The following is a 21,899-nucleotide window of genomic DNA, read 5'->3' as shown; positions in this document are numbered from 1 at the left end:
ATATCTTTTGACTCGTACGGGACCGGAGAATTGAATGATAAGGAAAATCAGAGATGCGTTGCCGATCAGCGCTACAGTCATTCTGCTTGCAATGGCAGGAACAACTGCGATGGCGGACGAAATCGTGAACATTGGTCACGTCGCACCGCTAATGGGTGGCATCGCTCACCTGGGCAAGGACAATGAAAACGGTGCGCGCCTTGCGATCGAAGACATTAACGCCAAGGGTCTAACGATCGGCGGCCAGAAGATTACCCTGCAGCTAGACGCACAAGACGACGCGAATGATCCGCGAACGGCGACCCAGGTGGCGCAAAGGCTGGTGGACGACAATGTTGTCGCCGTGATCGGCCACCTGACCTCGGGCGCTTCGATACCCGCTTCAAAGATCTACAGCGACGCCGGGATTGTACAGATCTCGCCGTCCGCTACCAATCCGGCTTACACGCAACAAGGCTTCAAGACGACGTACCGCGTTGTCGGGACCGATGCACAACTGGGACCAGCACTTGCAAAGTACGCAGCCAGTGGGCTGAAAGTGAAGAGCATCGCGATCGTCGATGACGCGACCGCTTACGGTCAAGGTCTCGCAAACGTATTCGAACAGACGGCGCGGTCGCTGGGCCTTAACGTACTGTCACACGACGCGACCAACGACAAGGCAGTCGATTTCCACGCGATCCTGACAAAAATCAAGGGAGAAAACCCCGACGCGATCATGTATGGGGGATCGGACGACACCGGAGGCCCGTTCGCGAAGCAGGCGAAGCAGCTCGGCTTGCGCGCGAAGATATTGTCGGGGGACGGTATGTGTTCCGACAAGCTGTCGGATCTCGCTGGCGACGCCACTGACAACGTCGTCTGTTCGGAAGCCGGAATTGCGCTTGAGAAGATGACTGACGGTAAGGCTTTCCAGGCGAAATATGAAAAGCGTTTTGGTCAACCTATCCAGATCTACGCTCCGTTTGCATATGACGCGGTGTATATCGTCGTCGACGCAATGAAGCGGGCGCAATCGGTCGATAAGGCGAAGATTCTGGCTGAGATGCCGAGCACAGATTACACCGGTGTTATTGGCGAAACGACCTTCGACTCGAAGGGCGATTTGCGACACGGCGTGGTCTCTCTCTACCACTACAAATCGGGCAAAAAAACGCTGCTCGACGTGGTGAAAATGTAAATATCGCGATGACATATGACTTGCGGTGAACGCACGTATGACGCATCCATCAGTGTGCAACGCGCGTCACCAAAAGCGGGGGCCGGAACATCAGCGCTCTGGCTTGAACGGCCAGGTGCGGTGATGGGAGATGGCATGAACAGCGAGAGTGAATGGTCCCTGCGCTCCCAAGTCGAGAAATGGCTTGGGGCAGATTCGGGACAACGAAACCGCGTTATCCCATTCAGGCAACCCGAGGGGCAAGAAGCGGTGCGTCCAGGGTGAAGATGCGCACGGTCGCGCAGTATGTACGTTGTTTCTCTTCCGGCACGATGACGGCTGCTGGTATGTATTCCCTCCATCGGACGAATGGCCGTGGATCTCTTCGCGTCATCGCGACAAGGTGACCGGCATGATCGAGCAAGGCCGAGTCGAAGGCGGCGAGGTCCTCGCCGGTGGTAGTGCGACCTATCGCCCGGGCTTCTTCGTCCAGCCGAGCGTGTTCGCACACTACGACAACAAGCCGCTGGCATCGTGCGCGAGGAAGTGTTCGGCCCGGTATTGGTCGCCATGCCTTACGACGATCTCGATTGAGGCCATCGCGGCCGCGAACGCGTCCGAGTACGGCTTGGGCGCCAGCATGTGGACCAATCGGCTCGACCGCACCTTCGACGTGATCGATTTTGTCAAAGCAGGCACGGCACGGGGCAACTCGCACAACATGGTTGATCCGGCACTGCCGTTCGGCGGCTTCAAGTCGTCCGATGACGGACGCGAGCATGGCCGTTAGTTAATCGAAGCTTATACGGAGACCAGGTCGGTCTGCATCGCCAATTGATGCGCAAAGGTGTCGCGCAGGCGACACCCTTTTAACGGCTCGCCAGCGAGACTATTCGGATGATGGGCCACCGGTGCCGCTTTTGTATTTATCACCCGTTACGATGAGCGGCGGATTAGAGGCGAATCGGCTATGCCTTTGAATACGCATTTCTGGTTCTCAGGCGTATTGTCGATTCTGACCGTCCGGTAAAAGGCACTATAGTAGTTCCACAATCCTTGTATCAGCGCGTTGTAAAGTCATCCGCTGCAACCGGTAGCTATAGAGAACCTCGGTCCCGCTAATTGTCCACCGCCCAAAAAGCTGGATATATGCGACTTCAGCAGCTCCTATCTTAGATGCGGCATGCGATCCCTGGCATCGACGAGACCGCCGTCGACAAGCATAATCTCGAATTCGGCTGCACCTATTCGGTACTTGCGCACCTCCTGGTAGGCAGGACTTTCGTACCATCGCGTTGCGCTCTCCATTGACGGAAACTCGACCACTACAACGCCCTCTACAGGACCACGCGCTTCGAGCGGTCTGACCTGCGTGTAGACCGCGAGCAGTTTGGCGTCGAAGCCTTCGAAAGTCGGCCTCGAATGTGCCCAGTATTGTTCAAGCCTGGCCCGATCGGAGACGCCTCGGCATATCGAAATTACGTAAGCAGGCATTGATAGCTCCCATGGTGACTGGCCAAATGCCAGATCCTGATGCTTTGCCCCCCGGGTCCGGGGCCGATGTCGTGTCTCGAACCGAAGCGCAAGAACAGCGCTCACATTGGCAGTGATTACACCGCAGTCTGGAAAATAGGCCATCCGATCTCTGTTCGCCAGAGCGTCGCGTCGGCTGTCTCGTGTGATCCGACGAGATAATACTCGCGGATTGGCCCCTCGATTGCCAGTGCGTGCTGCGCCACATACGTCGCCAGTGCACCGTAAGCCAGATCAATATCGCTGTGCGGCCCGGCATGCATGATGCTGGCCAATTCAATTTGGGGCACCGCGAGCGACAGCACTCGGCCCATCGGGCGCACCGTAGCGCCGCACGGCAGGAAGATGGTTGCCTCCCCGCGTGCATCTGAGAACAGGGTGTTCGAGAAGATTCCGCCCGCCGGCCCCGTGATCGGCACGTGTTGTGCGGCCAGGGTGGCGTAAAGTTCAGCAACGGCACCTTGGTACCAGGACAATGCGTCCTTGACATCGACGACCTCGCTGATTGCGGCCGCCATGGTGGCGTCGACGCTGTGCTGTTCGATGCGCGCGGACGATCGCGCAGAGTGCTGCAACAAACCTCGCAAGGAAGCGACCGCGCTCTGAGTACGGGCGAGGCTGCTCTCCAGACGCACGAGATGTGCGGAGATGAGCTCGTTGCGGGTATCGAGATCTCGAGCCGCCAGAACCGCGCGGATTTCCTCCAGCGGCATATCAAGGGCGCGGAAACGGCGTATCACTTGAGCGGTGGGGATCTGATCCGTTCCATAATGACGATAGCCAGTCTGCGCGTCGACCTCCGCTGGCGCGAGAAGGCCTGTCTCATGATAGTGGCGCAGCGTCTTGACGCTCAAATGCGTAGCGCGCGCGAAATCGCCGATTGTCAGGAAGGATCGCATGCGTCAATTGTGCACTCTCCCCTTAGGGGAGAGTCAACCCCCAAGGGGGCTGTTGACTCTCATGTTGCAGCAGCAGCCAGGATAAGTGTTCCGGGCCACAGCGCCCACAGACAACATGGAGCCACTGGACATGACAATCCCACTTACTGGTGTCATTGCCGAGCACATTAAGGCCGTTAATGCCTTCGACACCGACGCGGTCGTCGCGACCTTTGCGCCGGACGCCTATGTCAATGATAACCGCCGGGAGATCAGGGGCATCAACGCGATCCGGCGATGGGTAGAGAGGGAGATGGTGGGTGACAAGGTGACCCTCGACGTGCGCGAGGTCGTCGATCATTACGGTGACGTTATAGTCAGCGCCGCGTATGATGGTGATTACGATAAATCCACGCTTCCTCCCGGCGAGCTGATCATGTCGAACTATTTCAGTGTCCGCGGCAGCAAAATTGTTAGCCTCGTTGTAATTCGTAACCATCCTTCGCCATACTGATTGGACGTTGTGGCAGCCTAATCCAGTCCCGTCACTCGAGGAACCTGCTTTAAAAGGCGGCTCGCCGTTGCGTAAATGCTTCGCTTTGCGATCTATTTCGGTTCCAATCACCTGTGAATGATAGCTCTTCGGTGCGCTGATCAACGCAGCCACTGGCTGGAGTTGGCCGATTGTGTAATTGAGTGACCGGTTCAGACTGAGACCATTGCAGACGCTCGCTGTACGGGTGGTGCCCGGATCGGCGTGCTGCGCTCGATAACATCGATGACGATCATCAGTGAACCGCAGGCTCGATCGCCGTACGCCCTTTTCAATCCCCTTGGGCTTCTGGTGGGACCAGGATTTTTATTCCAAACTCTTCAGCCAGTTCGAAAAGGCGCGCGAGTTGATGCGGTTCCGGCGGAGTAAGTGAGGCACTCAATACTGCATCGCTTAACGGGACGCCAGCCTTGGCAATAAAATTATCAAAGCCGCCAGGTGTTGTGACCAGCATAGCGCGCGCGGGAATCGTTCCCCGATTGCGTAGCCGCTGCGGCACATCCCGTGGAGCAAAATAACTTTCTCCGGCAAACAACTCGAACACCTTTTCGCCAATGGTTACTTCCAGTTGCCCTTCGAGCAGCACCATGGATTCATCCTCATGACTGTGGACATGAAGTCCGCCGTCACCGCCAGGAGGCATCACACCCTCGATCAGGGAAAACTGTCCCCCTGTCTGCTCGCTGGATAGGAGGATCTTCATAGTGACACCCATGAACACATAAGTCGGTGACTGGCGGTTGTGAACAGCAGGCTGTTGCAACATGCTAATTCCTTGGCTTTGATGGGGAGAAAATCGGTAGGAAAACACTAGACGTTCATTGAACCATCCCACGGCAATGCGTGCGTGCCTGTTCGTGCTACGTTGTGCCGATTCTCGCTCCCGCGAACGACGTGCTCGTCAAATTCCTTTCGGCCGCGCTAAACTAGCGACACCGAGACTGTCTTGAGCGACGAACCGATAGCATGAACACACCGCCATCTTCTCGCATCGTTGCTGAAATAGACGGTGCGCTGCGCCCGCTCTTCCCAACGCTCAATCAAGGCGCTCGCTCGCCATCGCCGTCGCTTGCAATCGAAGCGCACCGCGGGAGGATCAGCGATTGGCAAACGCGGAAAATCCGGGGACACGTTCTCACGCTGTTCATTGATCCGGGGCACGTATTACATTGTGTTGATAACAGCACCGTTTCGAGAATCGCAATTCCCTCGCATGGCGTGGTCATATCTTTACGCAATCAGACGGAGAGCGTTTCATGGCTTAAGGATGCCCAAGTACTTAGCGTGCAAGTCGAGGACCGCGTGCTGTCGGAAGCCGCTCAGGCGCTCGGGATTCATACACCCTTTCATCTCACGGCTAACCGCGGTGTCCGAGATACGAGACTGACCGCACTATTGCGGGCGTTAAGCATCGAGCAGGCGAGCGGATATCCGTCTGGACAACTGTTCGTAGACGGGATTGAAAGCGCTTTGGCAGCACTGCTCGTCAGCGGATACGCCGATGTTGTTCCCAGCAGCACTCATCTGGACTGCACACTACCGCCTGCACGTGCAAAGCTCGTGGAAGAATTTGCCCGCGCTAACCTCCACGTCGCACTGACGCTGAAGGATCTGGCGGAATGCGCGGGCTATAGTCCATCGCATTTCTCACGGTCGTTCCGGGCGACCTTTGGTACTACGCCCCACCGCTTCATGGTTGGCCTGAGGGTGGAGCGCGCGAAAGAACTGCTCAAGTATTCCAGGCTGTCCACTTTGGAGATCGCGTTGCATTGCGGCTTTCAGACCTCCCAGCACTTTTCCCGAGTTTTCAAATGTCTCGCCGGTGTCTCGCCGAGTCACTTTCGTAAGCGTGGCTAATTAACCGGGTCGGTTACGTGAACTGATATCTTTTAATTGGAAGGCTGACGATAGGTTCGCGCGTTCGGAAGGCTGAGTACCAAGGCACTGGCACCGCGCTATGCTGAGAGAAATTCGATCTTTCGATTGGGAGCCCTCAGCTACGATAATTCTTCCCCGGGAACCACTCACGAAACGGCAGCGTCGGCTGTTACGAGGCGGACTAGATTCTCCGCAGCCGGCAGCAATCCCTTCACTCTATGCGCTATTCCAAGTCTGGCGCTGATGCCGGCACCTGCGCCAGTCAACGGGATATATCGCACCGCATCGGCGCGGCTGCTGCGCATGCATGCAGGAACAATCGAAATCCCCAGTCCGCCCGCAACCAGGTTGATTGTCGACGAAATCTGAGGCGCATACTGCACGACCTTCGGCATGAAGCCGCTGGCCTCGCAGGCGTTGATGACCATCTCCGGTAGTCCTGAGCGTGTCGTCCGGGAATAAAGCACAAACAATTCGTCGCGAAGTTCTTCGAGCGCGATGGTACTGGATCCCTCCAGCCGATGCCCCTTGGGTACTACCGCAACCATTGGTTCCGTAGAAATCAATACGAACTGTATCTCGGCATCGCTTTCAATCGGCGGACGAACGAATGCCACATCGATCCTGCCCTGACGCAACGAATCCATCAACGGGCCAGTGCGATTCTTCTCGAGAGAGATATCGATCTGCGGGAACAGGCTGCGGTATTGATGCAGCGCATTCGTCATTTCCTCGCGAAATGAGGCGGATTCGGTGAAACCAATCTTAAGCCTACCCGTTACGCCCTTCGCGCTTAACTGACACCGAAGCGCTGCGGTTCGGACGTGCTCCAGAATAACGCGTACCTCCTCCAGATAGATCTTTCCAGGCTCGGTCAAACTGACGCGCCCAGGCTGACGATCGAACAACTGAACACCTAGCTCGTTCTCTAACGCTTTGATCTGGAAAGTGAGCGGAGGCTGCGCGATGCCAATGCGCTGCGCTGCTTTCGTGAAATGCAGTTCTTCCGCCACGACCACGAAATATCTGAGATGCCGAAGGTCCATACATATTATGTATCAGCGCTGCAATTTCAATATATTAGACGGCAAACCGGGCTTTGCCTAGACTGTTCGAATACATCGCCGGTTTCAAGCCATCGAGGCCTCCTGGCTGTGATTTCCCTCGAGAAAAAAATGAAATTCCAACCCACTGAAGTGTTGCGCCCCTTGCTGACGGAAGGTTATCCGGACAGCATGTTCTTCTCGCTTTCCGAACTGGAAAAACTCGGTTTTGGCACGATTTCACGTCTGCCGTTTTCAATTCGGATCATTCTTGAGTCGGTGTTGCGGAATCTCGATGGATCGAGAGTGCAGGAACATCACCTTCGCGAACTTGCCGGGTGGAAGCCGCAGGGGGAACGTATCAGCGAAGTGCCGTTCATCGTTTCGCGGATCGTCGCGCCGGATTCTTCAGGGGTACCACTGCTCGCTGATCTCGCAGCAATGCGCGAAGCCGCCGCGGGACTTGGATTGGAGCCTGCCAGCATCGAACCGCTGGTGCCTGTCGACCTGGTCGTCGACCATTCCATTTCAGTCGAACATGTGGGCTCGCCTCACGCACTCCGATTGAACATGGAAGTCGAGTATCGACGGAATGCCGAGCGATATTCCTTTCTTAAATGGGCTGACCACGCATTCAAATCGTTTCGGATCTTTCCACCTGGCACCGGCATCATCCATCAAGTGAATCTGGAATGGCTGGCGCGCGGCGTGCACCAGAAAGCCGGAATTACGTATTTCGATACGCTCGTTGGAACCGATAGCCATACGCCAATGATCAATGGCATCGGCGTGCTCGGGTGGGGCGTTGGCGGTATCGAAGCGGAAGCAGCGATGCTTGGGCAGCCTATCTGCTTTGTCGTCCCCGATGTAATCGGCGTGGAGCTGACAGGAGTTCCCGGCCCTGGCATCGTGGCAACCGACATTGTATTGACGGTGGTTGAAGCGCTGCGTGCGAAAAAAGTAGTCGGCAAATTCGTCGAATTTTTTGGCGACGGCGCAGCACGACTGACTGCACCTGATCGCTCGACTATCGCCAACATGGCACCTGAATATGGCGCGACTGTTGCCTTCTTTGCCGTCGACGAAAACACACTGCAATACTTGAAATCAGTCGGCCGAACGGATGCGGAGCTTGCTGCGCTCAAGGCATATGTCAAAGCGCAAAACATGTTTGGCATCCCCGCTCGAGGCGAGATCGACTACACGGACACGATCAGCATCGACCTGGGTGCGGTGGTACCAAGCGTCGCGGGTCCATCCAGACCGCAGGACCGCATCGCCCTGTCTAAACTCAAGGAAAGTGTCCAGGCATTCTTGCCGAAGAGAGAGACAGTCAACGTTGACACTTCTCGACTGCAACATGGCGATGTCGTGCTTGCAGCCATCACGTCCTGCACTAACACGTCGAACTCCCGCCTGATGCTCGCCGCGGGGTTGATCGCCAAACATGCTGTTCAGAAGGGCCTCCGATCCGCCGCGCATGTAAAGACGTCTTTCACGCCGGGTTCGCGGGTCGTAAGCGCCTACCTCAAGGATGCGGGCCTGGAACAGTATCTGAACGAACTCGGGTTTAACGCAGCAGGTTATGGCTGCGCCACGTGCATGGGTAATTCGGGCCCCCTTGCCGAGGACATTCTCGCGCAGATCAAGAACGAGGACCTGACCGTTGCGGCCGTGCTATCGGGCAACCGAAATTTCGAGGCTCGAATCCACCAGGCGATCAAGTCCAATTTCCTGATGAGCCCGCCGCTTGTCGTAGCTTTTGCGATCGTCGGACGGATCGCGTTCGATCCGGATTCAGAGCCGCTTGGCAAGGGATCAGATGGCGAGGACGTCTACTTGCGTGATATCTGGCCAACAGCAGAGGACATGGCCGAAGTCTTGCCGTTTGCGCAAGACGCGAAGAACGTTCTCAGCCTCTATCAGACCACGGCCGAGGAAAACCTGTGGCAGACATTGCCCGCGCCCAAGGGCGATCTCTTCACCTGGACCGAAGAGTCGACATATCTGCAACGTCCGCCCTTTTTCGACGGCGTAACGCGCGACATTCCAAAACCAAGCGAGATTCGCGGCGCGCGAGCGCTTGCGATACTGGGTGACTCGGTCACGACCGATCACATCAATCCCGGTGGCGCGATCCCGTCGGAATCCGAATCGGGAAAATTCCTGATTTCGCTTGGTGTCGAACCGGGCGAGTTCAACAGCTATATCTCTCGGCGCGCTCACGACCGCGTGATCGTGCGAAGCAGCTTTGCGCATGTTCGCCTGCGCAATCTGATGATCGAGGGCGCAGAGGGCAGTGTCACGCTACATCAACCCGATGGCAAGCGCATGAGTATCTTCCAGGCTGCTACACAGTACGCAATCGAAAACGTCCCGATGATCGTGTTTGCGGGAAATGAGTATGGCAATGGCTCCAGTCGTGACTGGGCTGCAAAGGGACCGCGTCTTTTGGGCGTGCGCGCCGTGATTGCCCGCAGTTTCGAGCGTATTCATCGAAGCAATCTGGTAGGAATGGGCATCCTGCCGCTGGAATTCGAAGACGGTACCAGCGCGCAAAGCCTGTGCCTCACGGGTGAAGAATCGTTTGATCTGCCAGGAGACCTGAGTGAAGTGCGCGCGGGGCAGACATTCGATCTCGTGATACATCGGCGCACCGGCGACACGGCAACCATTCGCCTGCGCGCTCGCATTGACTCAGCGATCGAGGAAACCTACTTCCGGCACGGTGGGATCCTGCCTTACGTCCTGCGCGACCGACTTCGCAATCGTACGGAGAGCAGGAATAGGCACGCGCCTTGATCTACTGGGTTACCCCGACAACAAATACGACAAGCAGGAGACGACATGACACCCGCCCAGCAAAGAGGCCTCGACTGCGACGCAACCGGGAAGACCACGAATTCGGAGAGCGCGACACGACCGCATATGGGGTCGATTGCGGCTGGATTAGGAGGCAACCTCGTCGAGTGGTATGACTTCCTGGCGTACAGCATTTTCTCAATTTACTTTGCCAAGTCGTTTTTCCCGAGTGACAAGCCGACTGTTCAGTTGATGAACACTGCGGCAATCGCGGCGGTCGGCTATGTTGCACGTCCGCTCGGTAGCTGGCTCATAGGAATGTGGGCTGACAAGCATGGCCGAAAGTCTGCGCTCACGCGATCGGTAGGCGCGATGTGCGTTGGCTCATTGATGATCGCCGTGACGCCGGGCTATAACACGATTGGCATACTCGCACCGCTTGTCCTGATCGTCGCGCGATTGTTGCAAGGTCTGAGCATGGGGGGAGAATACGGAACAAGCGCGACCTATCTGAGCGAAATCGCACCGCCAAACCGACGTGGATTTTACCTCGGCTTCTTGCAAGTCAGCGTCGTATCAGGGCAACTGGTGGCGCTTGCGCTCATGCTGATCCTGCAACACCTAATGAGCTCTGCGCAGATCGACGCCTGGGGCTGGCGTATCCCTTTTTTTGTTGGCGGCCTACTTGCCCTCTTCGCTTGGTACATGAGACGTAATGTCGTCGAATCGGATGTCTATCGAGCGAGTCAACGCGAATCCGGTCCGCCGCTTATGACGCAACTGTTTCATCACTGGCGTCAACTTGCGCTCGCAATCGGAATTACAGTCGGTGGGACGGTCGCCTTTTATACCTACACCGTGTACATGCAAAAGTACCTCGTCAATACAGTGGGTTTGTCGAAGGAAACCTCCGCACTCGCGTCGACCAGCGCCCTGCTGCTTTACATGTTCCTACAACCACTCTTTGGGTACGCGTCGGACATCTTCGGACGCCGTCCTGTTCTGATCTGCTTCGGCCTATCCACGGCGTTGTTTTCAGTACCGCTGTTCAATGCATTGAGCGTGACACACAACCCCTGGGTCGCGTTTGCTCTTTCGTTCGCGGGACTTGTCATGCTGAGTGGATTTACATCGGTCCACATGCTGGCGAAAGCTGAAATGTTTCCGGTGCGTATCCGTGCGCTTGCGGTCGGAGTCCCCTATGCACTAACCACCGCCATTTTAGGAGGCTCGACTGAGTTCGTTGCACTTCGACTCAAAGCGACTGGACATGAACACTATTTTTACTGGTATGTGTCCGCATGGGCGGCCATTTCGTTGCTCGTCTATATAAAAATGCCAGAGACCCATGGACGTCTTCTTCGGGCAAAGGCAACTTCTTCGAACGCGACCCGGCCCCAGACACGATGACACTCAATCAAGCTGTTATAAATGCCTTTACTCCGACTGGCAAGCTGCGCGCGGCCATCAATCTCGGCAATCCCATTCTCGCAAACCGGGGTCCGTCGACAGGTCTACCTGAGAGCGTGCAAAAGCTGGGGAGCCTCGCCGAGAGGGCCAATAATGCTTTCTGCGCGGCAACCGTTTCGTGTGGAGTACGCTGATCGATATCCTAACGGTGGGAGAAAGCCATGCGGTTGATCATCGAAGTAAGGTTGGCCGGTGGTGACAGCGACAAGGTCAACGACGGTGACGGAGTTTTGGCTGTGGTTGAGCGCCGGGAGTGCAGTCTCGATCAACTGGGTCTGACACTCGCCGAAGGACGATCGCTGCTAGCCAAGGTGCAAGCCGAATTGATTTCGAAACCGGTGCAGTGGTGGCTCTCGGGCCAGGCCCATTGCGGGCTCTGTGGTGCTCCCCTACGCCACAAGGATAGTCGCTCGACGGTGCTACGCACTGTATACGGCAAAGTGATCGTGAAGAGTCCGCGACTCTGGTCGTGTACTTGCGAGCAGACTGCGCAGACGCCACGGCGTGTCGTGCATCCCTTGTCCAAAACGCTAGAGTCCACCACGCCGGCAATCTCGCCATGCAATTCAGCGTAACCCGCAAGCGCATTGCTCCGGGTTCGTCCAGGTGTGGTAACCGTTAGTATCAGACCTGCATTTGCGTTAAACCATGGCCGACGGTATCTACTGAGGCGCGAGGCGCTTCCACAGTTAGACACGACCCATATTGACTTCCCTCACGCCTTTTACGTCGCGCAATGCGATCGCCGCGCGGTTAAGCTCGTTGCGCAATTGTTCCGCGTCCTTCATCCCCGGTAATCGCCACACCGGGTTGTTCGAATCGCTCGTCGTCACGACGACTGCGCCGATTCCGAACATGCGTTGCCACCAAGGATGAACTGAGGTCACGTCCTGAATTCGGAACAACTCGACTCTCTGCACCGTTCTGTTGAGGATCCCCTTGCGACAGGTGATCCGTTCCGCGTCGATTTCAAACTCGGTGAATTTGACCTGCAGATACGAGAGTCCGACCCAGCACCAGAAGAACAGCGAGCACAGGAATGAACCATGGCACCGGCCACTGAGTTGACGCATATCCGAAGCCGATACCAATGGCCAAGATGGCAAGCGCGCCTTTGATGAAGGCCGGCAGGTTAGTCAGCTGCGACGGCGTGCCCTGAAATATCACTGCGTGAATAGGTTCGCTTCACGGAACGATGCCATAACGTGCCATGGGTTTTTGCCTTTTAATTGTGCTGCCTTACGCGCGACCGAACGAGGCCGTGCCGGTGATTATCGATCAATCTCGGGCTGGTCAGGCTCGTCCGAGTCGGGTTCTGGATCGTCATTCTCTCTCTGCTGTTCTGATGCGCCGGGTGCGTCCCGATTCGAAGCGCGCGCAGGCAGTTCGTCACGCTCCTGACGACGCACGGCATCATCCCGCTCGCGTTCAAGTGCGCGCCGGGCATCTACCTCGGCATCCAATTCGGCGCGCCGTGCATGCAAGATGCCACTCAACACCTCATCATCAAAATCTACATTCATGCGCGCCTCAGCCGCGACGCGCGCGGTTGCCATTTTGAATTCCTCGGGGCCGGTAAGTGTGAGCGTCGGCCCGAACTTCTGCTGCGCGAGGCGAAGACCGATCTCGATTGCGTTTCGGTCGTGGACCCACATCCGCACAGTACGACCTTCGTCGATCATCAGCGCCACACCATCGCGCTTGTAGTCGACGTTGCCGTTTTCCTGCACATGATGCGTGATGACTGGCCCGCTATAGATCATTTCGTTCGGCTCGCTCGCGCTGACCCGGCGGCTCGCCCCGAACGCGATGCCGGGGCGCTCGCGTTCGTCGCCCGTTCGCTGCGTTGGCTGAGTTGGCTGCATCCTTCTCAGCTCGCGCAGTGCCCGCACATTACCGAGTTGCGCCTGTTCCTGCAGGAAGTCCCGATACTGGTCCGTCAACGGCCGCCGCATCGCCGCTTTCAATGCATCCCGCTCGCGAGCGATCTGTTTTCGCAAGACAGCCTCGGCTTCGATCCGCTCCACGCGAGCCACAGACACCGCAGCACGGCGCGCGGCCGACGATATGCCGCTGTTGTCGACGACGGCACTACGTTTCGCATAAAAGGTCGATTTAATCGCACTGCGCCGCGCTTGCTCACGAGCACCCTGCTCCAGCCATTCGGCACGCAATGCATCGCTGTACTGCTTCCGAAAGCGCTGAAACTCGCTCCACAGATCCTGCTCCGGCGTACGGCGGGGCGCATGGGCGGGGTCGAGTCCGGTCTGCGCCCGGTATTGCTCGCGCATCAACTGGGCGGCTTCTGACCAAGGCAAATTCATCTCCTTCGTCAGAAAATCCGAGACATTCAGGTGACGCGAGCCGGCCTGAATCCGGTCGCCACCGTCGCGTCCCTTCGTGATCTGATATTTGCCGACGACCAGCCCATGCGAGTGTGAAAGAGCCCCGAGGAGCCGGTACGCATCCAGCGTGGCTTTGATCTCTTGAAATTCCGAGCGTGTGCCGTCGTTGCGTGCCGCACGGGCTTCAGCCAGGTCGCGTGCAAACTGGTCGCGCACCGAATCGGCTTGCCGTCCGGTGGCGGATTGCGAGGAGATCGTTAGTTGCGATATGTCGCCATCAGGTTGCAATACATTGACGTCGCGAGGCGTCGCGACCGCCGGCATGCCGCGTGAGGCTTCGGCGGTGCTCGGTGGCTCGCCAAAGGACTCATGAGCCCCGTCAATGCCATCGACACGGTATGGGTGATCCGCAACGCCCGGTGAATTGGGCGACGCCATGCGCGACCGTCCACCGCTTGAGTCGCTCGAATCGCCGACTGCGCCGCCAACCCCACCGCCAATCCCACTCGCCTTGCCGCCGTGGGCACCGGCCGCTGGACCGTCAAACGAAACCGACGCAACACCACCCAGCGACTTGACCTGAGCCAGACTGCGCGGCTCAGCGTCCGGGTCGAAATCGAGGGGGAGCTTGCCCCCGCCTTTGAGGCCAAACTTTTCTCGTGCGAATTTTTCCGCGCTCGTGGCAATGAGCCGTGCGCGCTCTTCACTGTCCGCGTGCTCATACGCCGTATACATCCGTTCAACCACTGTGCGCCAGCCTTCGCCGCGCTCCTCCAACGGCTCTTTGCGGGGCTCGCTTGATGCGTCGTTTGATTCGCCACCCGATCCTTTGCTTGATCTCTCGTCTGATGCATCCCCTACTCCTCCCTCTCCATCGCGATCGCGAGACCGTCGCAATGCGTCAACTCCGTCGGCTCCGTCGTCTTCCACGTGAACATGTGCAGAATCCGACAGTAGCATTTCACTTCGCGCGGCGCCGCCATCCACACGCCGGCCGGGCACACCTCGCAGACCGTCGATGGATTCGGCCGACGGCCCGGGTCGATCGAACTCAACGTCATCGTCACGATCCGCTCCTGCTCGCCACCGCTCGAGGAGTCCTTGTTCGATGAGGCCTTGCTCGATGAGCGTTTCGTGCTCCCGCTCGAGCGCCGTCCAGTCTCGGCCCCACTCGGCTTGCCCGCGCTCTCGTGTGGCCTCTCGTGGATCCCGTGGATCACCCCATCCTCGTCGATCGCCGGGGCCAGGGTGTCCAATTCCTCGCCATGGCTGCCATTCCCCGAATCGTTGGTCTCGTCGCGAGCTGGTTCGTTCTTCTCTGCCATCATGCCCTCCAAATGATTGGTAAAAGCGCGCTTCACGCTCGATCAGGATGTGCCGCTGTTCTTCCGGCGAGGCCTTCTGATACACCTTGTAAAACGGGCTGCCGCTATTGAGATATTTGGCTTCAAGTGCACGTACCTCATGCCATTCACGCAACGCTTCAAGCATCGCGGCCGGCGTCTCGCGAGGCACTCCGGGTGCCTCGTATTTCGCGTTCAGACTAGCCGCCAAGGCCTCGCGTTTCGAATCGGCGTCCAGCTCGACGAACTCGCGCGTGAACACGTACTCCTTGAGGTTGACGCCCTTCGCGTCCCCTGGCCTTTTAACGTTCTCGTATTCGCGGCTTCGCCCTGCGTTGCGCGTACGTGTCTCGCCAAACTCGGTAAGAAGCGCCTGAAAGTCTGCGTACTGGGTAATACCTCGCGTCATCATGGCGTCGAGAATGGACGCCTTCAGCTCGCGGTTCGCCCCCGCAAACACGTCGCCCTTGTAGCGACTGATCATCTCCGACGCGTCATTGAATTCAGCGCGCCGGTTGTCTTTCGGGCTCGCCAAGCCGAACCGGTTGTTGGTATGTTCCTGAAACGCCTCAAGGAAGCGCACCTGTCGGTCGACCAGGCCGAACGGATCGAGTCGCTGCCCGGTGAGCAGGTTGACCTTCGGCAGCACGATATGGACGTGAACCTTCCGCTCGATCGGGTCACCACTTCGCCGATCGGCGTAACTCTTTAGACGTGGAACGTGGGCTTCGGCATAGAAGGCGTATTCGTCTCGCCGAAAAGCAGACATCGCGAACGCCTCGAAATCGCGAACAACTTGCTCCAGCACGTCGCGTGATACTTCGTCCTCTTTAAAAGAGAGCGTGATATTCAGATACCGCTCCGAATCCGTCTCGATCGACTGAATAATTTCGTTGGTGAGATCAAGATCACCCGCAAGAATCACCCGCTCATCCATTTCATCACGATTGAATTCACGATCCTTCTTCTGGCCTTTCTCCAAATACTCTTTAATACCGTCGTGATAGCCGCGGATGCGAATGAGCATGATGAATCCGCCTACTCGACTTGGGCCAGCGTGGCCTTCAAATAACGCGAAATCATTTGCAATTGATCGAGCATCTGCTCGTAGGTCGCCTCAGACAGCTTGCCGCGCACATGCTCAGAATTCGCGCGATGTGCGAGCTGATTAAGGTTGTTACTGGTCTTGTTGAACACGTACAGCAGACGCTTCCGGTCGTCGCTCGCCTTCGGGCGCGCAATCACCTGCGTGCGATTGGTCAGCACGGCCTGGCGAAAAAACTCGGATTGAGTCAGGCCCGACGCGGCAACCTTCTCAAGGTACACGGCACGGTCCGCATCCGACAACCGGAACGCGATGGGCTTGCCGAGCCCCGCACCACCGTTACGCTTCGTGCGTGGCATCCGCACCCTCCCGCGCTTCGCGGGCCTTCTCGGCTTGAATCTCCCGATAGAGCCTGTTCACGTTCGCCTTCGCAAGCGCCTTCTTCGAGAGCGCCGGCGTAATGCCCAGGTACATCTCCAACGCATCCACCGCGTCCGCTCGATGAAAACACGGGTTGGGATCTTCGATTTCATCGTCCTCAATCGAGATCCACACCTCGCCTTCTTCGATCGTCTGACCGAGATGCACGATGCTCCGTTCATCGGCTTCTGCCTGCCTTAACAGTGCTCGTGCCGTCTCGCGATCCGGAACATCAACCTCCATCACGATGACCATCTTGTCGTCGTCAAAGGTGGGATTGTCGCTCTGCGCGACCTCGACCACGATCTTCACCATCTCCGATTCCATCAGCGCTCCTGTGGGGTTCAGGAGGCGGCAGTGGCCGCCGGGGTTTCAAAGGGGAAGACCCCTTTGGCACGGATATTTTGCACGATGCGTAGCAGGGTGTAAACATATCAGACGTGCCTCGCTATGAGACTGAAATAGGCAAAGGTCGCGCTTCGGATGCGAGGCGACTTCGATTGAACGTCGCAAAGACGGCAGCTAGAATGCTGTCAGGATGCACTTTCTCGATCTAGGATGTAATCGGGCTTCACAAAGGAGGCAATCTGTATGGCTCTCGACGATTTCGCCCGCCGCGTGGGGGAACTGCATGACCACGCGCACGAACGCTCCCAGACCGCCCGCCTCGACGCCTACTTCCCCGTCATCGAGCAGGCACTGAACAACGGCCTGTCGCTCGCCTCGATCCTGCGCGAACTGCAAGCTGAGGGCTTTACCTTCCGCATTACCGGCCTCAAGTCTGCGCTTTATCGCATCCGAAAAAAACGCACCGCGACCGCCACCACCGGTACCACCCCCGGCATACCTCCATCGAACGCCATTGACACGCCCGCACACGACGATAACGCCCGGTCTCCGGTCAACGTTCAGGCTCAAACCGCAGACGCTGGCCAAACCCGCAAAGGCCGGAAAACGATGGAGCAGTTACGCGCAGAAAACCCGACTATGCCCAAAATCCAGTTAAACAAGTTATACGCGCAACAGTACGACCAGCCCAAAGTGACCAGTGCGGACATTGAAGGACTGAAACGCAAATATCCTCAGAAACCGAAGGCCTGACCGCATCGACCCGCCGCGATGCGTCGGGTCGGCCCGCGCCCCAATGGCCGGGCAACTACAACCCGCGCCGTGAGAGGCCATAGGTTGCGCGGGGCTAACCGATCGGGCGGTCGCGGATCTAGTGGGCTTGAGCGAAAAAGGGGGCGGCCGGCAGGTTCGGCGATGGATAAGTGAGGAGTCGCATATCCCCTACGCGGCTTGGGCAATCCTGTGCGACGTAGCAGGTCTGGGCAAGATCTGGGAAGTCCGAGAGTAGTCTGATCTGCTCAGGCAGGACGTGCGGGGCCTCACGCCGGCAGGACAAATCGAACCAAGGCCACGATTACTGCTGTTCAGACCACAGCGCGCCGGCGCAGGCCATCGCTTGATAGTAGCCGGGGAGTGTGCGTCGCAGGCCCTTCTTTTCCGCCTGCTCATAGACGGGCACCCCGAATGGCGCAACGCGTGCGGTCTAGTGCGCTGACCGACGACCACGTCTCGTCCTCCGGCGACTTCACGAGTCGCCAGTATTGCCCTGCAGGACTGTCTCATAGTCCTGCCCCCGTAGAAAATGCCGATGACAGAGACCTGCACTGCTTCGACGTCATAGGCTATCACTACCCTCTTGTGCTAATTCGTGACGCGCGGGCTTTCGCGAATGTCATCCCGGCGATTACCCCGATGCGGAAACCTCCGCAACTTTGCCCGCTGTTTCATCGATTCCGTGTCCGGCTCCGGTGCTTTTTTGCTTGCGAAATGTTGCCGACGACAGCCTAGAGTCATAAGTACGGAGCAGAAAAGCCGGACTCAGCATGACATTATTGATCTTTTTGATCTGCTGCCGTATAATTTAATCAATCTGGTCAACTTGGAGATCGCATGGTCAAAGCTACCTCTGTCATCCCTTCTGGGGATGCTTTCACCGTGGAGCCCTACAAGGTCGATCGCTCTGGCCTCCCGCACACTGGTCGCACCTTCCTTCTTCAAGTGAAGGACGATGCTATCTCAAACATGCTGCTTGCATCGCTGTCCCTTCTCGACCGTCTCATGGTTGAGAAAACGGCTGCAGTGCGCGAAAGACGTCTGGAAGAGATGGTCGATTTTATGACCGAACGGATGCTCGTGCCGAGCGGGGTCGAACTCGACATGGCGCAACGGCTTGCTATCCGACATGCACGTGTTCTCAACGAATTTGGGTATTTTTCCGCTGAAGATATTGCAGCTGCCAACAGGTCCACATCTGTCAATCGCAATGCGATGGCAGACAACTGGCGAAAGCGTCGGCAAATTTTCGCGGTCCCTCATCCTGACAAGACAGCCCGTGATAGAGAGGTGTACCCAGCCTTCCAGTTCAACGAAAATAAGCCAATCAAAGCGATACAAGCCGTGCTGGAGGCCTTCAACGGCCGCAAGACATCGTGGAAACTCGCACTTTGGTTCACGTCGAATAATGGCTGGTTGCCCGATAGCGCCCGACCTGTCGACCTCCTAACCTCAGACCCGAAGTTAGTAATAGAAGCCGCGCAACGTGATGCGCAAGGGAGCGCGATTTGAGCTGTCGTGCCCCGCTGCCCCCGCTTGATCCGCTCTTTGACCACTGGTTGGCAGGAAATGTCATCCACGTAATCCACGACACGGCGTTCGACCCAGAAAGCTTTAATCTGGGGCAGGACGCTCATGGAGTCTTACGTAAAGCCACTCGGTTTTCTCCATTTCGGAATGCTAAGGGAAGCGTCGTTCCCTACCTCTATGGTGGATCTACGCTCGATTGTGCGATCTTTGAGACGGTCTTCCACGAGGTTCCGATCGATGCGAAAGACAAGTTTGTCGACCTCGGCGACTTCGATCAGCGCGGGCATGGAGAGCTGACGCCAAACCGTGACCTCAGACTCGTAGACCTGACTAGTGAAGGTCTTCATCGCCTTAAGGTACCGAAGGAAGAGATCATTACTAGTCCAGCACGAGACTATGTTGACACTGCGAAATGGGCCGAAGCACTGCACCAACAGTTTAGCGACATCGATGGATTGATATGGATGTCGCGACAGCGCGATCGAGATCGCGCTGTCGTACTTTTCGGCGATCGCCTAAATGGCGTCTTGAGCGGCTCGCGTAAAGGTGGCCCACTGATTCGCAACGACGCTTTGCGCCAAGCCATCATTGCGGCCGCGTTACGCGCAGGAATAGAAGCCGCATAGCGGTCGCTGTTCTTTAGTCCTGCTCGCGATATTCGTAGCCACGATTGCCGGACTTAATCTTCTCTCATGCCGGACGGGGCAGACGGTTAGTAACTTCTTCCGAATCCAAATAGCCAGTAGTGCCCACACTCATTTCAATGAAAGGTCACGACTACTCGATCAAATGCGACCTGCCCCTCTCAAATGGCCTCGGCCACATCTTGCCGGATGTGTCTTCGCGCTCAGATTCAGCCCTAGAAAAAACCTGCATCGACCTGTGAGCTATTAACCAATTCGACTCAGGGCCTTCTGCGAAGAAATCCGACGGAGTATTTTCCAATCCATTCTAACGTCCGCAACAGCGTTCGTTCCGCATACCTCCCTCGGCAGACAACGAATGCTCTTGCTTGCCCTCACCTATTGCCGTCGTCGATGACGAGAGCCAAGGCTAACCGGGCATCTTCGAGCTCCTGGACTGCAGCAGTTAGACGTGCAAGCTCCAGGGCGGAAGCTTGTCGCTCTCCTACGGCGGTGAAATGCGCCTCTATCGCAGCAGACGCGGCTTGCACTTCGCGGGCGGCCTCAGCCACTCTTGCCAGCGCAGATGCTTCGCGAGGATTTGAGTTCTCAGCTTTCATATTTGCATTGTCGATTGCATTACCGCGCATCACCATCTCGCCTGCCGCTGAAAGTCGGCCGCCTCCAGGTGGATAGAAGCGGCAGCGAGTCGACGCGCCTTGCGTTCGGCGACAGCAACGATTCGCTGGCGTCCGTCATTGAAGATTTTGAGTGCGCGCGCATCGTCCGCACCAGGCTGAAGCCAAAAGTAGTGTTGCAGCGATTCGCGTGAAACCGTGCATTTCACGACGCGACCCGCAGCGATGAGTTCGAAGGCGACCGCGAGTCCGCCCTCAACGACGGTAGCTTCAGTCAAATTGGTTGCGTTCATCGCCATCCTCATGCGAACCGATGATCCTCTAGCGCATGGCGACATAGCTGAAGCATCCGCTGAACGATCGTACTGGCCGGGTTCAACTTCATGTCGCCCCTGAAGAGACCGGGAACGTCCGCTTGTTTTAACCCAATGCCTGCGGCGAGCAGGTCGCGCCTCGCAATTTGCAGCGCTAACTGCTCAAGGCGAACTCGGTCCAGCCACTGCAGACTCAGCCGGTTCCGCGAAAGCCACGACTGGCAGGAGATCAGCATAAGGCCCACTCGCCAGTCACTGGTCAGCGCGTAAGTCACCACCGCCGTGGCGACGAGATAGCACAGCAGGTCAGCCCGCGCGTCGGGCAAGAGGCTCATTTCACGAGTTTCATTCATTTTTACAATAAAGCACCGAAAGAGACTAGCCAAGATCTAGCATCTATTGGGCTGGGAGCGATCGCTAGTGCATTGCATCGTCGCGGTATTTTTATAAACTGCGCCGCTCGACATCCCACGACGATTCGTCGGATCAGAAGTGCTCCAGATAGCGCGAAGCCTGTGATTCGGTGCTACTGCCATCGGAACGACAGCGGGCAAGTTATTCATACGGGTACCAACTCGTCGAATCAAAAGTAGCAAATGACTGTTTCAATGACGCGACCCGACACCTGAAGTGCTGATTGCCCGCTCGGCAACCGCCGCGCTGCAAAGAAACGCTCGGCGTATCATTATTAAAATCACGGAACCGCTCGAACCTGTAACGTAAAGATCCCGCTCCGCTCCCATCGAATAACAAAAAGAGACGTAGATAAATGACGCAGGCTTTAGCCACGTTCCATCTCAGTCATGGACCCAAAAATCGACCGACCCTCGTCTTCCTGCCGGGCGCCCTCATTCCGCCAAACGCCATTGCGCCCGTCACGGGAATCATTAAACTTCGCGCGATTGGCGTCGGCTGGCTCGAGGGTACTGGCCCACACGACCTTCACTCGGTTGCAGCGCGTGTATCCATTCTACTAAGAGAGCTCGGACCAACTGTGTTGATAGGGCATTCTGTAGGTACACCGATCGCGATGCTCGCAGCGGCGCTCGATTTACGGTCGACGAAAAGCAACGTGGCTGGTCTCGTGCTGAGCAATAGCGGAGCGAATACAAAGGGACATGGCGATGTCGAATCAGTCATCGAACGGGTTCTTCAGACATGGGGGCCGCCGCTCTGGAAAGCTATGACCGAACGCTCGCTCGG

General features: G+C 57.2%; 19 protein-coding genes and 2 pseudogenes. 11 read left to right on the top strand and 10 right to left on the bottom strand.

The genetic code is table 11. From position 1 onward, the window contains the following. Nucleotides 1-34 precede the first annotated feature (34 nt). On the top strand, nucleotides 35-1,180 hold the full coding sequence (locus tag ABH944_RS41975; protein ID WP_404614908.1) for a branched-chain amino acid ABC transporter substrate-binding protein: 1,146 nt from the start codon (nucleotides 35-37) through the stop codon (nucleotides 1,178-1,180). Nucleotides 1,181-1,364: 184 nt separating this feature from the next. Next, nucleotides 1,365-1,949: an aldehyde dehydrogenase family protein gene (locus tag ABH944_RS41970; protein WP_404659703.1), complete on the top strand. Its 585-nt coding sequence runs from the start codon at nucleotides 1,365-1,367 to the stop codon at nucleotides 1,947-1,949. A 377-nt stretch (nucleotides 1,950-2,326) separates the two neighbouring features. Here the strand turns inward: ABH944_RS41970 and ABH944_RS41965 are convergent, their stop codons facing one another. Both ABH944_RS41965 and ABH944_RS41960 read right to left on the bottom strand, forming a co-directional pair. Further along, nucleotides 2,327-2,653: a DUF1330 domain-containing protein gene (locus ABH944_RS41965; protein WP_404614912.1), complete on the bottom strand. Its 327-nt coding sequence runs from the start codon at nucleotides 2,651-2,653 to the stop codon at nucleotides 2,327-2,329. Between the two features lie 116 nt (nucleotides 2,654-2,769). Beyond that, on the bottom strand, nucleotides 2,770-3,591 hold the full coding sequence (locus ABH944_RS41960) for a MerR family transcriptional regulator (RefSeq protein WP_404614914.1): 822 nt from the start codon (nucleotides 3,589-3,591) through the stop codon (nucleotides 2,770-2,772). 130 nt (nucleotides 3,592-3,721) lie between these two features. Here ABH944_RS41960 and ABH944_RS41955 point away from each other — a divergent pair, with 130 nt between their 5' ends. After that, complete coding sequence (locus ABH944_RS41955) at nucleotides 3,722-4,084, top strand: nuclear transport factor 2 family protein (RefSeq protein ID WP_404614916.1); 363 nt, start codon at nucleotides 3,722-3,724, stop codon at nucleotides 4,082-4,084. A gap of 310 nt (nucleotides 4,085-4,394) precedes the next feature. Here ABH944_RS41955 and ABH944_RS41950 read toward each other — a convergent pair whose 3' ends face one another. Further along, the gene (locus ABH944_RS41950) at nucleotides 4,395-4,889 is read right to left on the bottom strand and encodes a cupin domain-containing protein (protein WP_404614918.1); all 495 of its coding nucleotides are present in this window, start codon (nucleotides 4,887-4,889) and stop codon (nucleotides 4,395-4,397) included. 200 nt (nucleotides 4,890-5,089) lie between these two features. Here ABH944_RS41950 and ABH944_RS41945 point away from each other — a divergent pair, with 200 nt between their 5' ends. After that, nucleotides 5,090-5,980, top strand: coding sequence for a helix-turn-helix transcriptional regulator (locus tag ABH944_RS41945; protein WP_404614920.1), 891 nt, complete (start codon nucleotides 5,090-5,092; stop codon nucleotides 5,978-5,980). 167 nt (nucleotides 5,981-6,147) lie between these two features. On the opposite strand, the gene ABH944_RS41940 is transcribed toward ABH944_RS41945, so the two are convergent. Next, nucleotides 6,148-7,047: a LysR family transcriptional regulator gene (locus ABH944_RS41940; protein WP_404614922.1), complete on the bottom strand. Its 900-nt coding sequence runs from the start codon at nucleotides 7,045-7,047 to the stop codon at nucleotides 6,148-6,150. A 129-nt stretch (nucleotides 7,048-7,176) separates the two neighbouring features. On the opposite strand from ABH944_RS41940, the gene acnA reads away from it, so the two are divergent. The 3 genes and pseudogenes from acnA to ABH944_RS41925 all read left to right on the top strand — a co-directional run. Beyond that, nucleotides 7,177-9,846 carry an aconitate hydratase AcnA gene (gene acnA / locus ABH944_RS41935; RefSeq protein WP_404614924.1) on the top strand — a complete coding sequence of 890 codons (2,670 nt, stop codon included), beginning with the start codon at nucleotides 7,177-7,179 and terminating at the stop codon, nucleotides 9,844-9,846. A gap of 45 nt (nucleotides 9,847-9,891) precedes the next feature. Then, nucleotides 9,892-11,256, top strand: coding sequence for an MFS transporter (locus ABH944_RS41930; protein WP_404614926.1), 1,365 nt, complete (start codon nucleotides 9,892-9,894; stop codon nucleotides 11,254-11,256). Continuing rightward, nucleotides 11,253-11,402, top strand: a pseudogene (locus tag ABH944_RS41925) (ABC transporter substrate-binding protein); the annotation flags it as partial. The gene ABH944_RS41930 and the pseudogene ABH944_RS41925, both read left to right, overlap by 4 nt. 603 nt (nucleotides 11,403-12,005) lie before the next feature. Here ABH944_RS41925 and ABH944_RS41920 read toward each other — a convergent pair. The 4 genes from ABH944_RS41920 to ABH944_RS41905 all read right to left on the bottom strand — a co-directional run bounded on the left by ABH944_RS41920 (nucleotide 12,006) and on the right by ABH944_RS41905 (nucleotide 16,796). Continuing rightward, entirely contained in the window at nucleotides 12,006-12,389 is a 384-nt protein-coding gene (locus ABH944_RS41920; protein WP_404614928.1) for a PH domain-containing protein, read from the bottom strand. Nucleotides 12,390-12,587: 198 nt separating this feature from the next. Continuing rightward, on the bottom strand, nucleotides 12,588-16,031 hold the full coding sequence (locus ABH944_RS41915; protein WP_404614930.1) for an LPD7 domain-containing protein: 3,444 nt from the start codon (nucleotides 16,029-16,031) through the stop codon (nucleotides 12,588-12,590). 11 nt (nucleotides 16,032-16,042) lie between these two features. Then, nucleotides 16,043-16,408, bottom strand: a complete 366-nt coding sequence (locus tag ABH944_RS41910; protein ID WP_404614932.1) for a plasmid mobilization protein — start codon at nucleotides 16,406-16,408, stop codon at nucleotides 16,043-16,045. Next, nucleotides 16,389-16,796: a hypothetical protein gene (locus ABH944_RS41905; RefSeq protein ID WP_404614935.1), complete on the bottom strand. Its 408-nt coding sequence runs from the start codon at nucleotides 16,794-16,796 to the stop codon at nucleotides 16,389-16,391. Before ABH944_RS41905 ends, ABH944_RS41910 begins: the two co-directional genes overlap by 20 nt. 264 nt (nucleotides 16,797-17,060) lie before the next feature. Between ABH944_RS41905 and ABH944_RS41900 the strand changes: the two genes are divergently transcribed. The 3 genes from ABH944_RS41900 to ABH944_RS41890 all read left to right on the top strand — a co-directional run bounded on the left by ABH944_RS41900 (nucleotide 17,061) and on the right by ABH944_RS41890 (nucleotide 19,747). Then, the gene (locus ABH944_RS41900; RefSeq protein ID WP_404614937.1) at nucleotides 17,061-17,570 is read left to right on the top strand and encodes a hypothetical protein; all 510 of its coding nucleotides are present in this window, start codon (nucleotides 17,061-17,063) and stop codon (nucleotides 17,568-17,570) included. Between the two features lie 858 nt (nucleotides 17,571-18,428). Next, nucleotides 18,429-19,103, top strand: coding sequence for a hypothetical protein (locus ABH944_RS41895; protein WP_404614939.1), 675 nt, complete (start codon nucleotides 18,429-18,431; stop codon nucleotides 19,101-19,103). After that, complete coding sequence (locus tag ABH944_RS41890) at nucleotides 19,100-19,747, top strand: RES family NAD+ phosphorylase (RefSeq protein ID WP_404614941.1); 648 nt, start codon at nucleotides 19,100-19,102, stop codon at nucleotides 19,745-19,747. The genes ABH944_RS41895 and ABH944_RS41890 overlap by 4 nt, the downstream gene beginning before the upstream one ends. A gap of 646 nt (nucleotides 19,748-20,393) precedes the next feature. Here the strand turns inward: ABH944_RS41890 and ABH944_RS41885 are convergent. After that, nucleotides 20,394-20,681 (bottom strand): DUF1488 family protein, encoded by a 288-nt coding sequence (locus ABH944_RS41885; RefSeq protein ID WP_404614943.1) that lies wholly within the window; start codon nucleotides 20,679-20,681, stop codon nucleotides 20,394-20,396. 2 nt (nucleotides 20,682-20,683) lie between these two features. After that, nucleotides 20,684-21,049 (bottom strand): hypothetical protein, encoded by a 366-nt coding sequence (locus ABH944_RS41880; RefSeq protein WP_404659701.1) that lies wholly within the window; start codon nucleotides 21,047-21,049, stop codon nucleotides 20,684-20,686. A gap of 416 nt (nucleotides 21,050-21,465) precedes the next feature. On the opposite strand from ABH944_RS41880, the pseudogene ABH944_RS41875 reads away from it, so the two are divergent. Further along, nucleotides 21,466-21,899, top strand: a pseudogene (locus tag ABH944_RS41875) (hypothetical protein); the annotation flags it as partial.

It is taken from the genome of Caballeronia udeis (genome assembly GCF_044909315.1).
GTDB classification, from domain to species: domain Bacteria; phylum Pseudomonadota; class Gammaproteobacteria; order Burkholderiales; family Burkholderiaceae; genus Caballeronia; species Caballeronia udeis_A.
This window is presented reverse-complemented; position numbering and strand designations above follow the sequence as displayed.

What these genes read in the sequence shown, in the direction of transcription:
- ABH944_RS41975 (WP_404614908.1), top strand. Translation starts at nt 35, where the DNA reads ATGATAAGGAAAATCAGAGATGCGTTGCCGATCAGCGCTACAGTCATT.
- ABH944_RS41965 (WP_404614912.1), bottom strand. Translation starts at nt 2,653, where the DNA reads ATGCCTGCTTACGTAATTTCGATATGCCGAGGCGTCTCCGATCGGGCC.
- ABH944_RS41960 (WP_404614914.1), bottom strand. Translation starts at nt 3,591, where the DNA reads ATGCGATCCTTCCTGACAATCGGCGATTTCGCGCGCGCTACGCATTTG.
- ABH944_RS41955 (WP_404614916.1), top strand. Translation starts at nt 3,722, where the DNA reads ATGACAATCCCACTTACTGGTGTCATTGCCGAGCACATTAAGGCCGTT.
- ABH944_RS41950 (WP_404614918.1), bottom strand. Translation starts at nt 4,889, where the DNA reads ATGTTGCAACAGCCTGCTGTTCACAACCGCCAGTCACCGACTTATGTG.
- ABH944_RS41945 (WP_404614920.1), top strand. Translation starts at nt 5,090, where the DNA reads ATGAACACACCGCCATCTTCTCGCATCGTTGCTGAAATAGACGGTGCG.
- ABH944_RS41940 (WP_404614922.1), bottom strand. Translation starts at nt 7,047, where the DNA reads ATGGACCTTCGGCATCTCAGATATTTCGTGGTCGTGGCGGAAGAACTG.
- acnA (WP_404614924.1), top strand. Translation starts at nt 7,177, where the DNA reads ATGAAATTCCAACCCACTGAAGTGTTGCGCCCCTTGCTGACGGAAGGT.
- ABH944_RS41930 (WP_404614926.1), top strand. Translation starts at nt 9,892, where the DNA reads ATGACACCCGCCCAGCAAAGAGGCCTCGACTGCGACGCAACCGGGAAG.
- ABH944_RS41920 (WP_404614928.1), bottom strand. Translation starts at nt 12,389, where the DNA reads ATGCGTCAACTCAGTGGCCGGTGCCATGGTTCATTCCTGTGCTCGCTG.
- ABH944_RS41915 (WP_404614930.1), bottom strand. Translation starts at nt 16,031, where the DNA reads ATGCTCATTCGCATCCGCGGCTATCACGACGGTATTAAAGAGTATTTG.
- ABH944_RS41910 (WP_404614932.1), bottom strand. Translation starts at nt 16,408, where the DNA reads ATGCCACGCACGAAGCGTAACGGTGGTGCGGGGCTCGGCAAGCCCATC.
- ABH944_RS41905 (WP_404614935.1), bottom strand. Translation starts at nt 16,796, where the DNA reads ATGGAATCGGAGATGGTGAAGATCGTGGTCGAGGTCGCGCAGAGCGAC.
- ABH944_RS41900 (WP_404614937.1), top strand. Translation starts at nt 17,061, where the DNA reads ATGGCTCTCGACGATTTCGCCCGCCGCGTGGGGGAACTGCATGACCAC.
- ABH944_RS41895 (WP_404614939.1), top strand. Translation starts at nt 18,429, where the DNA reads ATGGTCAAAGCTACCTCTGTCATCCCTTCTGGGGATGCTTTCACCGTG.
- ABH944_RS41885 (WP_404614943.1), bottom strand. Translation starts at nt 20,681, where the DNA reads ATGGCGATGAACGCAACCAATTTGACTGAAGCTACCGTCGTTGAGGGC.
- ABH944_RS41880 (WP_404659701.1), bottom strand. Translation starts at nt 21,049, where the DNA reads ATGAATGAAACTCGTGAAATGAGCCTCTTGCCCGACGCGCGGGCTGAC.